This window comes from Pseudonocardia ailaonensis (assembly GCF_039531635.1).
Taxonomy (GTDB): Bacteria; Actinomycetota; Actinomycetes; order Mycobacteriales; family Pseudonocardiaceae; genus Pseudonocardia; species Pseudonocardia ailaonensis.
This window is the reverse complement of the sequence record NZ_BAAAQK010000004.1, coordinates 69,323-80,698: the sequence shown is the minus strand read 5'-3', so window position 1 is coordinate 80,698 and position 11,376 is coordinate 69,323. Positions and strand designations below refer to the sequence as shown.

Here is an 11,376-nt window from a genome sequence, read left to right as displayed (position 1 = left end):
AACGCGGATCACGTCGTGCCCGAGAATGTTTCCGAGAGGTTTCGGGAGGCACGATGAGCAGGCGCTGGGTGTGGACCGCACGACCGGAGGAGTTCGAGGGCGGGGAGCCCCGGATCCCCTTCCTGCGGACCGGTGAGTGGACCTGCGACCCGGGCACGCACCGGGGCGATCTCGCGCTGCTGCTACGGCCGGACGCCGGCATCACGCACCTCCTCGCGGTGCGCTCCGACCCGTATCCCGTCGGGACCCCGTACCGGGACTTCGACGGCGCGGCGGTGTGCTGCTTCGGCACGCTCCAGCGCTTCGCCCGGCCGCTGAGCCTGGACGCGCTGCGCGACGATCCGGAGCTCGTCGCGTGGTCGGCGCTGCGCGACGATGCCGCTCGCCGCCAGGCGCGAGTCCCGGACGGCGTGTGGAACGCCCTGCTCCGCAGGCTGGGTGTGGGCGACGGGCGCCTGCTCGCGCCCGCCGCCTGACCGCCGGATCCGGTCAGAGGTTCTCGAGGACGGCGTCGGCCGAGCTGACGGTGACACCGCGGCCCGGCTCGACCCACAGGTTCTCGACCACGCCGTCCCGCAGGACCGCGGCGTAGCGCTGGTTACGGATGCCCAGGCCCATGGCCCGGCCGTCCAGGACGAGGTCCATCGCGGTGGCGAGATCGCCGTTGCCGTCGCCGAGCATGAGGATGTCGCCGGAGTCCTGGGACTCGCCCCAGGCCGCCATGACGAACGCGTCGTTGACCGAGACGCAGGCGATGGTGTCCACGCCCTTGGCCTTCAGCTCGCCCGCCCGCGCGGTGTAGCTCGGGAAATGGCGCTCGGAGCAGCCGGGGGTGAAGGCCCCCGGGACGCCGAAGAGCACCACGGTGCCCTTGCCGAGCACCTCGGCGCTCTGCACGGGCGTGGGCTGACCGTCGCGCAGGGTGGTGAGGGTGACGTCGGGGAGGGTGTCGCCGGTGGAGAGGGGCACGGGAGCCAGCTTCCGTCGAGTGAACAGGCCTTCACCAGAACGCTAGTCGCTCCTCGGTCCCACCAGAAGCGCCACTGCCGGGCACCCTTGATCATGTCCGCGCGTAGATCCCGTCGGGTGTGAGCGTGGGCCTGCCCGCCGCCGCGAATTCCCCCTTCCGGCGCCCGGCATCCCCCTGGAGAGGGAGGTCTCGATCCCCTCCCTCCGCGACTCTTCCTCCCATGACGACCACCACCCTGGCCCCGCCCACGCGTTGGACCGTCGACCCCACGCGCTCCCGGCTCACCATCGGCACCCGCATCGGCGGGCTGCTGCCGGTCCGCGGCCGCTTCACCGACGTCGCCGGCCGCATCCGCCTCGGCGCTGCCCCGGCGGACAGCCGGATCGAGATCGCCGTTCGTACCGGCTCGCTGACCAGCGGGAACGCCGCCACGGACCGGATGCTGCACGCATCCGGCCTGGTGGACCCGGCTGCCGGCCCGGTCCTGCGGTTCCGCTCGACCCGGCTCGTCGCGGCCGACGACGGCTGGCTTCTCGACGGCGAGCTCTCCACCGAGCGCGGCTCCCGGCCGCTGCGGCTCGGCCTCCGCTGCCGCCACGGCGCGACGCTCCTCGCGGTGGCGGGAGGTGAGATCGACCGGGCCGACGTCGGCTTCCTCCTGGCCCGCCCGGGCGCGGAGGCGCTCCTGGGCGCCCGCTCCCCGCTGGACCTGCGCATCGAGGCGGCGCCGGTTCAGACGTCGTAGTCGACCGTCACCTTCCCCGACACCGGCAGGCTCTGGCAGGTCAGCACGAACCCCGCCTCGACCTCCTCGTCCTCCAGCGCGTAGTTCCGCCGCATCCTGACCTCCCCGTCGGTCACCCGCGCCCGGCACGTCCCGCACACCCCGCCCTTGCAGGCGAACGGGAGGTCCGCGCGGACCTTCTGGGCGGCGTCGAGGACCGGCAGGTCGCGGGGCAGGTCGAGGCCCGTCGACCGTCCGTTGAGGACGATCGTCACCCGCGAGGTCTCCCCGGTGGGCACCTCGTCGGGGTGCGTAGCGACGGGCGGGGGCTCGTCGACGTAGAACAGCTCCCGGTGGATCTTCGAGCGATCGACCCCCAGCTCCGTCAGGACCGAGCGGGCGTCGGAGGTCATCCCGAGCGGGCCGCAGAGCCACCAGTGGTCCACGCCCTCGACGTCGACCAACCCGCTGAGCAGCACCCGGATCCGCTCGGCGTCGAGCCTCCCGGAGAAGATCTCCGCCTCGGTGGGTTCCCGCGACAGGACGTGGAGCAGGTGCAGCCGCGGCCCGTACCGGTCCTTGAGGTCCGCGATCTCCTCGGTGAACATCACCGTGTCCGTGCGCCGGTTCCCGTACAGCAGCGTCACACGGGTGTCGTCGTGCGCGGCCAGCAGCGACGCGGCGATCGACAGCACCGGCGTGATCCCCGAGCCGGCGGCGATCAGGCCGTGGTGCGTGCCCGCATCCAGTGCGGGGGTGAAGCTTCCGGACGGCGGCGCGACCTCCACCGTGTCCCCCGCGGCGACCCGATCCACGAGCCACTCGGAGAACAGCCCCCCGTCGACCCGGCGTACCCCGACCCGCGGCGCCGCCCCGGCCGGCGCGCAGATCGAGTACGACCGGCGCTCCTCGCCCTGCTTCAGCGTGAGGTACTGCCCCGGCCGGAACGCGAACTCGTCCGCCAGGGCGTCGGGCACGTCGAAGGTGACGGCCACGGCGTCGTCGCACAGCCGCTCGACCGCGGACACCCGCAGCGTGTGGAACCCCGTGGAGCGGGGTGCTGCGGTCTCGGTGGTGGGCGCGGACACGTCAGCTCTCCTCTCGCGATGGTCGATTCCGGGCCTGCTCCGCTCCTCGCTCGCCAGGGCTCGCTGCGACGCTCACGGTCCCTACATCTCCTTCATGTGCTCGAAGGGCTCGCGGCAGGCGGGGCAGCGGCGCAGTGCCGTGCAGGCCGTCGGCCCGAAGCGGGAGATCTCCTCGGTCGCGGGCGCCCCGCAGTGCGGGCACCGAACGTGTGCGGACGGCCCTGCCGGCGGCGCGAGGTTCAGCACGACGGGTCCCGTCGGCGCCGGCCCGGGCGGCGCGATGCCCGCCTCCGCCAGCTTGCGACGCCCGGCGTCGGAGATCCAGTCGGTACTCCAGGCGGGCGAAAAGACCGTCCTGACCTGCACCTCCTCATACCCGGCCGCAGTCAGCGCCCGCCGGATGTCCGCCCGCATCTCCTCCACCGCCGGACACCCGGAGTAGGTCGGTGTGATCGTCACGGTCACGGCGCCACCGTCCTCGGACACGGACCGGATCACCCCGAGGTCGTCCAGCGTCAGCATCGGCATCTCGGGATCCACGACCCCCGCCACCACCCCCCGTGAGTGCGGATAGTCGCTCTGGCGACTATCGCCACTCACGAGGCTCACCACGTCGCACCCGGATGCTGCCGGGCGATGCTCTGCAGCTCGGCAAGGACAAGCCCGAGCTTCTCGGTGTGCAGCCCCTCCCGCCCCGCGCGCCCGCCGACCGTGAAGGCCCCGGGAATGGTCGGCCGCTCCAACGTCGCGGCGGCGAGGACCTGGTCGAGGACGTCGTCGACCTCTGCCCGCAGACCCGCCGGATCCACCCCGACCCGGCACTCGATCTCCGTGCTGCGGAACAGCTCGTCGTAGTACGGCCAGACGGCGACCAGCCCGGCCTGCATCCGCTCGTGTGAGTGAGCGGTGCCGTCGCCGAGCCGCAGCGTCCAGCGCACGGCGTAGTCGCGGTGGTACGCGACCTCCTTGACCCCCTTGGCCGCGACGGCCGCGAGCACCGGATCCGCCGACTGCTGCAGCCTCTGCAGCAGCGCGAGCCGCCACGTGGAGAAGAGCAGCAGCCGGGCGATGCAGTGGGCGAAGTCGAGCTCGTCGCTCGGTTCGACGAGCCGGACGTTGCGGAACTCGTTCTCGGTGCGCAGATAGGCGAGATCGTCCTCATCGGACCCCAGCAGATGTCCGGCGCGACCGAGCAGCACCCGCGCCTGCCCGAGCAGATCGAGGGCGATGTTCGCGAGCGCGACCTCCTCCTCGAGCTCCGGCGCGTTCGCGACCCACTCGGAGAGCCTGTGCTGCAACACGAGTGCGTCATCGCCGAGCATGAGGCAGTAGGCCGCGAGGTCCGTGGCGTCCACCCCGGAAGGCACCGGCGACGAGAGCTCCGCCCCCTCCTCCTCGACGATCCCGGTCCCGAACGCCCACCGCGGGTCGTCGAGCTCCGTGGTCTCGGAGAGCGACCGGTAGGCGTTCTCGGTGTGGACGTGAGAGGCGTTCACAGGTGCGGCACCTCCTCCGGGATCACGTAGAAGGTCGGGTGCCGGTAGACCTTGTCGCCGGCCGGGGCGAAGAACGGGTCCTTCTCCCCCGGGCTCGACGCCGTGATGTCCTCGGCCTTCACCACCCAGATCGACACGCCCTCGTTGCGCCGCGTGTAGAGATCCCGCGCGTTGTGCAGGGCCATCTCGGCATCGGGCGCGTGCAGCGACCCGACGTGCACGTGGTTGAGTCCGCGCTTGCCCCGCACGAACACCTCGTAGAGCGGCCAGTCCCGCCGCCTCACACCCTCGCCGGTCGGCACACCCTCGACGGGCACGGCGCCGTGCCCACCCTCGGCCGTGAGCTCGCTTCTCATGAGTGCTTCTCCGCATACGCCCGCGCGGCCTCGCGGACCCACGCCCCGTCCTCGTGCGCCTTGCGCCGGTGCGCCAGCCGCTGCGCCGTCGCCGGGCCACCGCCGCCGATCACCGCCCTGAACTCCGACCAGTCCGGCTCGCCGTGGTCGTGCGCCTGCCGTTCGTCGTTCCACCGCAGGTCGGGATCAGGCAGCGTCACCCCGAGGGCCTCCGCCTGCGGCACCGACATGTCGACGAACCGCTGCCGCAGCTCGTCGTTCGTGTGCCGCTTGATCCCCCACGCCATGGACTGCTGCGTGTTCGGCGAGTCCCCGTCCGGCGGCCCGAACATCATCAGCGACGGCCACCACCACCGGTTCGTCGCCTCCTGCACCATGGCCTTCTGCGCGTCGGTGCCGTTCACCATCGCGAGCAGCAGCTCGTAGCCCTGCCGCTGGTGGAACGACTCCTCCTTGCAGATCCGGATCATCGCCCGCGCGTACGGCCCGTAGGAGCAGCGGCAGAGCGGGACCTGGTTGCAGATGGCGGCGCCGTCGACGAGCCAGCCGATCACGCCGACGTCGGCGTAGGTCAGCGTGGGGTAGTTGAAGATCGAGGAGTACTTCTGCTGCGCCGAGATCAGCTTCTCGGTGAGCTCCTCGCGGTCCACGCCGAGGGTCTCGGCCGCCGCGTACAGGTACATGCCGTGGCCGGCCTCGTCCTGCACCTTGGCCAGCAGGATCGCCTTGCGCCGCAACGAGGGCGCGCGCGTGATCCAGTTCCCCTCCGGCTGCATCCCGATGATCTCGGAGTGCGCGTGCTGCGCGATCTGCCGGATCAGCGTCTTCCGGTAGCCCTCGGGCATCCAGTCGCGCGGCTCGATCCGCTGCTCGGCCTCGATCAGCCGGTCGAACCCCAGCGCGGGATCCGCGGGCCCGGTCACCGTCATCGGAACCTCCGTACCGAATGTTCGTTCGGTCCATGATGACGCACGGGACCCGCCCTGGCAACCCGGCCCCGACGGGGGCGGCCCGACACCCCCACTCGCGGACCGTTGCGTCCGTCCCCGCGAGTCGGGGCGTGGCGCCGGTCGGGATCTCAGGCGGGCGGGATGATGCCTTCGGAGACGATCCGGACCACCTCGGCGGGGAGGGTCTCCGAGCCGGCGCGCCCCGGCCGGTACCACTCGCTGATCGAGTTGACGGTCCCCGACAGCAGCCGCGCCGCCAGCGACGGCTCGACGCCGGCACGGACCTCGCCGTCCGCCACCGCGTCGGCGACCAGGGAGGCGATCGAGGCGTCGAAGGCCCTGCGGCGGGCCAGTGCCCAGCGCTCGGTCTCGGTGTTGCCCCGCACCCGCAGCAGCAGCGTGACGTACGGCAGCTCGGCCATCAGCACCTCGACCTGCCGGAAGATGATGTGCCGCAACCGCGAGAGCGCCGGGCCCTCCTGGGCCGCGGGCTCCTCGAGGATCCCGAACAGCCCGTCGAGGGCCCGCCCGAGCGCCACCCGCAGCAGCTCCTCCTTGCCGCTCACGTGGTGGTAGAACGACGACTTCGTGATCCCCGCCGCCCGCGAGAGGTCCTCCATGGAGGTCGCGTCGTAGCCGCGGGTGTTGAACTCGGCGACCGCGACGGCCAGCAGCGAGTTCGCGTCGTACACCGGCCGCCGCGCCCCGGCCGCGCCCCGGGCCCGCCGCGTCCGGGCGGGAGCGACGGGCGGATCCGACGGCGCGGTACTCACCGCTCACCCCGCACAGCCGGCCCCGGCGCGCCGCGCTCCACGATCCGCCCCACCACCACACCCGCGAGTCGGCACATTCGGTAGCGCGAGTCGCACATCTGCGACACCCCTACCGCCCCTCGAAGGACGGCCGGCGCTTCTCCAGGAACGCCTCGACGGCCTCCCGGTGGTCCCGGGTGACCCCGAGCCGGGCCTGTCCCGCACCCTCGTTCGCCAGCACCGTGTCCAGCGAGGACACCGCGCCGATCGCGACGGCCTTCTTGATCTCCGCGTACGCCAGCGTCGGCCCGGCGGCCAGCCTCCGGGCCAGCTCGAGCGCCGCCTCCAGCACCTCGCCGACCGGCACCACGGCCCTGACCAGCCCGGACGCCTGCGCCTGCGCCGCGTCGAACGACTCCCCGAGCAGCAGCAGCTCCGTCGCCCGCGCCGCCCCCATCGAGTGGACGAGCGTGGCCGACAGCCCCGAGTCCGCGGTCAGCCCGATCGCGGAGAACGCGGTGACGAAGGTGGCCGTGTCCGCGGCGACCCGCAGGTCGCAGGCCATGGCGAAGCCGAGACCCGCGCCGGCGGCGCCGCCGTTGAGGCCGCAGACGACGGGCTTGGGCATCGTCGCGATCGTCCGAACGATCGGGTTGTAGTGCTTCTCGACGGTCCCGAAGGAGGTGGAGGCGTCCCCGCGCAGCGACGCGACGTGCTCGGCGAGGTCCTGGCCGACGCAGAACGACCTGCCCGTCCCGGTGAGCACCACGGCCCGCACAGCGCTGTCCGCCGCCACCCGCTCCAGGGCCGCGAGCAGCGCTTCCTTGACCTCGACGGTCAGCGAGTTGCGCTTGTCCGGCCGGTTCAGGGTGACGATCGCGACCGCCGGGTCCTTCTCGTCCGGCGTCACGAGGACCGGTGCACCACTGTTCGTCTCCACGCGGTCATGCTAGCGTCCGAAGCAACCGAACGATCGTTCGCCACGCTACGGTGGACGCACCGGCAGTCCCGACTTCAGAGACGACGAGGGAGCCCGCACGTGACCACTCCGTTGCGCAGCCACGTACTCGGCGCGTGGCACACCCCGACGGACGAGGGACGCCCGCTGCACGACGCGCGGACCGGCGAGGAGATCGCCCGGCTCTCGTCCACCGGCATCGACTTCGCCGCCGCCCTGCGCTACGGCCGCGAGACCGGCGGGCCCGCCCTGCGGGAGCTCACCTTCCACCAGCGCGCCGCCCTGCTCAAGGCGCTCGGCGGACACCTGCGCGAGCACCGCGAGGAGCTCTACGAGGTCTCCGCGCAGACCGGGGCCACGCTCGGGGACTCGAAGTTCGACGTCGACGGCGGCATCGGCGTCCTGCTGGCCTACGCGTCCAAGGCCAAGCGCGAGCTGCCCAACGACACGATCTACGTCGAGGGCCCGGTGGAGCCGCTGAGCAAGAGCGGGACCTTCGTCGGCCAGCACCTCTGCACCCCGCTGCACGGGGTCGCGGTGCAGGTCAACGCCTTCAACTTCCCCGTCTGGGGGCCACTGGAGAAGTTCGCCCCGGCGTTCCTCGCCGGCGTGCCGAGCCTGGTCAAGCCCGCCAGCCCCACGGCGTTCCTCACCGCGAAGCTCGTCGAGCTGATCGTGGACTCGGGCGTGCTCCCGGCGGGCACGCTGCAGTTCGTCGCCGGCTCGCTGGGAGACGCGTTCGACCACCTCACCGGCCAGGACCTGGTCTCCTTCACCGGCTCGGCGACCACCGCACGAACCCTGCGGACGCACCCCACGATCGTCCGCAACGCGGTGCGGTTCTCCGCCGAGGCGGACTCGCTCAACTTCTCCGCCCTCGGCCCGGACGGCGATCTCGACCTGTTCGTGAAGGGCCTCGTCGCCGAGATGACGGTCAAGGCCGGCCAGAAGTGCACGGCGATCCGCCGCGCGTTCGTCCCCGCGGACCGGGTGGACGAGGTCGTCGCGGCCACGAGGACCCGGCTCGACGCGGTGACCGACATGGGCACGCTCGCGTCGGCGGACCAGCGCGAGGAGGTCCGCCGCGCCGTCAAGGCCCTCACCGCCGCGGCCCGGATCGTGCACGGCGATCCCGACCTGGGCGAGGGGGCCGCGATGGCGCCGGTCCTGCTGGTCGGAGACCCGGAGCGGGCCGAGCCGCACGAGATCGAGGCGTTCGGCCCCGTCTCCACGATCCTGCCGTACGGGAGCACCGCCCAGCTGATCGACTACGCCGCCCGCGGCGAGGGCAGCCTCGCGGGCTCGATCGTCAGCGAGGACCCCGCGTTCGTGCGCGAGGTCGTGCTCGGTGCCGCCCCCTTCCACGGCCGGATCCTGGTGCTCAACAGCAAGGACGCGAAGGAGTCCACCGGCCACGGCTCCCCCCTCCCCCAGCTCGTCCACGGTGGACCGGGGCGCGCGGGCGGAGGCGAGGAGATGGGCGGCATCCGCGGCGTGCTGCACCACATGCAGCGCACTGCGATCCAGGCCGACCCGGACACCCTGGCCGCGCTCACCGGCCGCTGGGTACACGGGGCGCGCCGGAACCCGACGGACGTCCATCCGTTCCGGCTGCACCTCGAGGAGCTGAAGCCGGGCGACACGCTCGTCGCCGGCCCGCGGCGCGTCACGCAGGAGGACGTCGAGCACTTCGCCGAGTTCACCGGCGACACCTTCTACGCGCACATGGACGCCGAGGCCGCGGCCGCGAACCCGCTGTTCGGCGAGCGCGTTGCCCACGGGTACCTGATCGTCTCGCTGGCCGCCGGCCTGTTCGTCGACCCGGACCCGGGGCCGGTGCTGGCCAACTTCGGCGTCGACAACCTGCGGTTCCTGACGCCCGTGAAGTTCGGCGACGAGCTGACCGTCACCCTGACCTGCAAGCAGCTGACCCCGCGCGACTCCGCCGAGTACGGCGAGGTCCGCTGGGACGCCGACGTCACGCGGCAGGACGGGAAGTCCGTGGCGCAGTACGACGTCCTCACCCTGGTGGCGAAGACCTCGGCGACACAGCAGTGAGGCTCGGGGAAGCGCCGGCATCCGAGACCCTGGACGCGGCCGAGCGGATGTCGACGGACGAGCTGCGCACCCTGCAGCTGACACGTCTGCAGTGGACGCTCAAGCATGCCTACGACAACGTCCCCCACTACCGCACGGCCTTCGACGAGGCGGGCGTCCACCCGTCCGACTGCCAGGCGCTGTCCGACATCGCCAAGTTCCCGACGACGACCAAGGCCGACCTGCGCGCCAACTACCCGTTCGGGATGTTCGCGGTGCCACAGGCCGAGGTCCGGCGGGTGCACGCGTCGTCGGGAACCACGGGGAAACCCACGGTCGTCGGGTACACGGCCGGCGACATCGAGAACTGGGCCGGCCTGATCGCCCGCTCGATCCGCGCCGCCGGCGGGCGCCCGGGCATGAAGGTGCACAACGCCTACGGCTACGGCCTGTTCACCGGCGGCCTCGGCGCGCACTACGGCATCGAGAAGCTCGGCGCGACGGCGATCCCGATCTCGGGCGGCATGACGCCGCGGCAGGTGCAGCTGATCCAGGACTTCGCGCCCCAGGTGATCATGCTGACGCCGAGCTACATGCTCACGATCCTGGACGAGTTCGAGCGCATCGGCGTCGACCCCCGCTCCACGAGCCTGCAGGTCGGCATCTTCGGCGCGGAGCCGTGGACCGAACAGATGCGGACCGAGATCGAGGACCGCACGGACATGCACGCGGTCGACATCTACGGCCTGTCCGAGGTCATGGGACCCGGTGTGGCGCAGGAGTGCGTGGAGACCAAGGACGGGCTGCACATCTGGGAGGACCACTTCCTCCCCGAGGTGATCGACCCCCTCGACGGCCGCCCGCTCGCCGACGGCGAGGAGGGCGAGCTGGTCTTCACGTCGCTGACCAAGCAGGCGCTGCCGATCATCCGCTACCGCACCCGCGACCTGACCCGGCTGCTGCCCGGCACCGCCCGGCCGTCGATGCGACGCATGCAGAAGATCACCGGCCGCAGCGACGACATGATCATCCTGCGCGGGGTGAACCTGTTCCCGACCCAGGTCGAGGAGATCGTCCTGCGCACCGCCGGCCTCGCCCCGCACTTCCAGCTGGTGCTCACCGCCGAGGGCCGGATGGACGCCCTCGCGGTGCGGGTCGAGGCCCGCCACGACACCCCGGCCGACCGCCGCGACGCGGCCGCCTCCGAGGTGGTCCGCCGGATCAAGGACACCATCGGCGTCTCGGTGACCTGCGAGATCGTCGACCCGGACACCCTCGAACGCTCCGTCGGCAAACTCCAGCGGCTGAAGGACCTCCGCGAGCGCTGACGGTCGGCAGGCCGGCCCGGCTCCGCGGTCGCGCCGGGTGGTCACGCCCCCTGTTCCACCCCCATCACCGGCTCCGGCCCGAACCTCCACACCGGGCCCTCCGCCCGCACTTCCACACCGGCGAGCCCCTCGACCTCCCGCCCCGACCGCGGCGGCTCCGCGACCGCCAGCACCCCCGCCTCGGCGTCGAGCTCCACCAGCACCGCCCCGTACAGCTCCTCCCAGCCCCGCAGCAACGCCGAGAACCGGGCCGGGTCCGGCACCCCCGTCCACCCGAGCGCCGCGACGAGATCGGCCGGCCGCGTCGCCGCTCCCACGGCGAGGTGCGAGCGCCAGGCCGTGTTCTCCGCCCAGGCGGCCGCCGCGGCGATCACGCCCTCGTGCAGCAACCCGGGCCTCGGATCGAGCGGCACCGGCTCCCAACCCGGCGAGCTCGCCAGCGCCCGGCTCGTCAACCAGATCGGGCAGCGACCCGTGCGGGGGGCCGCGCGCAGCAGGCGTCCGTAGGCGAGCGGCGTCCCGGGATCGTGGAAGCGGAAGCAGCGGGGGGCGGCGAAGGTCGTCATACCCGGCTTGGACGGACGCCGTGCTCGATCGGTTCCGGTCGCCGTCTCCGCAGCTCGCCCCGGGAGGCGGTGTCCCGGCAGGCGGCGAGAGCACTCGCCGGAGGGCGCTGCCCGGGACCGTTCACCCGGCGTCTCGGAGAACACACCCGCT

Annotated in this window: 13 protein-coding genes; 4 read left to right on the top strand and 9 right to left on the bottom strand. The window is 72.5% G+C overall.

Annotated elements, in window-relative coordinates; translation table 11 throughout:
* The first annotated feature begins 53 nt into the window (after window positions 1-53).
* On the top strand, window positions 54-476 hold the full coding sequence (locus ABD324_RS06840; protein WP_344413606.1) for a hypothetical protein: 423 nt from the start codon (window positions 54-56) through the stop codon (window positions 474-476).
* 13 nt (window positions 477-489) lie between these two features.
* On the opposite strand, the gene ABD324_RS06835 is transcribed toward ABD324_RS06840, so the two are convergent.
* The gene (locus ABD324_RS06835; RefSeq protein ID WP_344413604.1) at window positions 490-969 is read right to left on the bottom strand and encodes a peroxiredoxin; all 480 of its coding nucleotides are present in this window, start codon (window positions 967-969) and stop codon (window positions 490-492) included.
* A 221-nt stretch (window positions 970-1,190) separates the two neighbouring features.
* Between ABD324_RS06835 and ABD324_RS06830 the strand changes: the two genes are divergently transcribed.
* On the top strand, window positions 1,191-1,715 hold the full coding sequence (locus ABD324_RS06830; RefSeq protein ID WP_344413602.1) for a YceI family protein: 525 nt from the start codon (window positions 1,191-1,193) through the stop codon (window positions 1,713-1,715).
* Here the strand turns inward: ABD324_RS06830 and paaE are convergent.
* The 7 genes from paaE to ABD324_RS06795 all read right to left on the bottom strand — a co-directional run bounded on the left by paaE (window position 1,703) and on the right by ABD324_RS06795 (window position 7,276).
* Window positions 1,703-2,782 carry a 1,2-phenylacetyl-CoA epoxidase subunit PaaE gene (gene paaE, locus ABD324_RS06825; protein WP_344413600.1) on the bottom strand — a complete coding sequence of 360 codons (1,080 nt, stop codon included), beginning with the start codon at window positions 2,780-2,782 and terminating at the stop codon, window positions 1,703-1,705. The genes ABD324_RS06830 and paaE overlap by 13 nt on opposite strands.
* 81 nt (window positions 2,783-2,863) lie before the next feature.
* Window positions 2,864-3,382 carry a 1,2-phenylacetyl-CoA epoxidase subunit PaaD gene (gene paaD / locus ABD324_RS06820; RefSeq protein ID WP_425565746.1) on the bottom strand — a complete coding sequence of 173 codons (519 nt, stop codon included), beginning with the start codon at window positions 3,380-3,382 and terminating at the stop codon, window positions 2,864-2,866.
* A 5-nt stretch (window positions 3,383-3,387) separates the two neighbouring features.
* Window positions 3,388-4,278 (bottom strand): 1,2-phenylacetyl-CoA epoxidase subunit PaaC, encoded by an 891-nt coding sequence (gene paaC, locus ABD324_RS06815; protein WP_344413599.1) that lies wholly within the window; start codon window positions 4,276-4,278, stop codon window positions 3,388-3,390.
* Entirely contained in the window at window positions 4,275-4,634 is a 360-nt protein-coding gene (gene paaB / locus ABD324_RS06810; protein ID WP_344413598.1) for a 1,2-phenylacetyl-CoA epoxidase subunit PaaB, read from the bottom strand. Before paaB ends, paaC begins: the two co-directional genes overlap by 4 nt.
* Entirely contained in the window at window positions 4,631-5,563 is a 933-nt protein-coding gene (gene paaA, locus ABD324_RS06805) for a 1,2-phenylacetyl-CoA epoxidase subunit PaaA (RefSeq protein WP_344413597.1), read from the bottom strand. The genes paaB and paaA overlap by 4 nt, the downstream gene beginning before the upstream one ends.
* A gap of 149 nt (window positions 5,564-5,712) precedes the next feature.
* Window positions 5,713-6,357, bottom strand: coding sequence for a TetR/AcrR family transcriptional regulator (locus ABD324_RS06800; protein WP_344413596.1), 645 nt, complete (start codon window positions 6,355-6,357; stop codon window positions 5,713-5,715).
* A gap of 109 nt (window positions 6,358-6,466) precedes the next feature.
* Complete coding sequence (locus ABD324_RS06795; RefSeq protein ID WP_344413594.1) at window positions 6,467-7,276, bottom strand: enoyl-CoA hydratase-related protein; 810 nt, start codon at window positions 7,274-7,276, stop codon at window positions 6,467-6,469.
* Between the two features lie 99 nt (window positions 7,277-7,375).
* Between ABD324_RS06795 and paaZ the strand changes: the two genes are divergently transcribed.
* Both paaZ and paaK read left to right on the top strand, forming a co-directional pair.
* Window positions 7,376-9,352, top strand: a complete 1,977-nt coding sequence (gene paaZ / locus ABD324_RS06790) for a phenylacetic acid degradation bifunctional protein PaaZ (RefSeq protein ID WP_344413592.1) — start codon at window positions 7,376-7,378, stop codon at window positions 9,350-9,352.
* 47 nt (window positions 9,353-9,399) lie between these two features.
* The gene (gene paaK, locus ABD324_RS06785; protein ID WP_344414234.1) at window positions 9,400-10,659 is read left to right on the top strand and encodes a phenylacetate--CoA ligase PaaK; all 1,260 of its coding nucleotides are present in this window, start codon (window positions 9,400-9,402) and stop codon (window positions 10,657-10,659) included.
* 41 nt (window positions 10,660-10,700) lie between these two features.
* On the opposite strand, the gene ABD324_RS06780 is transcribed toward paaK, so the two are convergent.
* On the bottom strand, window positions 10,701-11,225 hold the full coding sequence (locus ABD324_RS06780) for a DUF4253 domain-containing protein (protein ID WP_344413590.1): 525 nt from the start codon (window positions 11,223-11,225) through the stop codon (window positions 10,701-10,703).
* Window positions 11,226-11,376: the final 151 nt, after the last annotated feature.

What these genes read in the sequence shown, in the direction of transcription:
- ABD324_RS06840 (WP_344413606.1), top strand. Translation starts at nt 54, where the DNA reads ATGAGCAGGCGCTGGGTGTGGACCGCACGACCGGAGGAGTTCGAGGGC.
- ABD324_RS06830 (WP_344413602.1), top strand. Translation starts at nt 1,191, where the DNA reads ATGACGACCACCACCCTGGCCCCGCCCACGCGTTGGACCGTCGACCCC.
- paaB (WP_344413598.1), bottom strand. Translation starts at nt 4,634, where the DNA reads ATGAGAAGCGAGCTCACGGCCGAGGGTGGGCACGGCGCCGTGCCCGTC.
- paaA (WP_344413597.1), bottom strand. Translation starts at nt 5,563, where the DNA reads ATGACGGTGACCGGGCCCGCGGATCCCGCGCTGGGGTTCGACCGGCTG.
- paaK (WP_344414234.1), top strand. Translation starts at nt 9,400, where the DNA reads ATGTCGACGGACGAGCTGCGCACCCTGCAGCTGACACGTCTGCAGTGG.
- ABD324_RS06780 (WP_344413590.1), bottom strand. Translation starts at nt 11,225, where the DNA reads ATGACGACCTTCGCCGCCCCCCGCTGCTTCCGCTTCCACGATCCCGGG.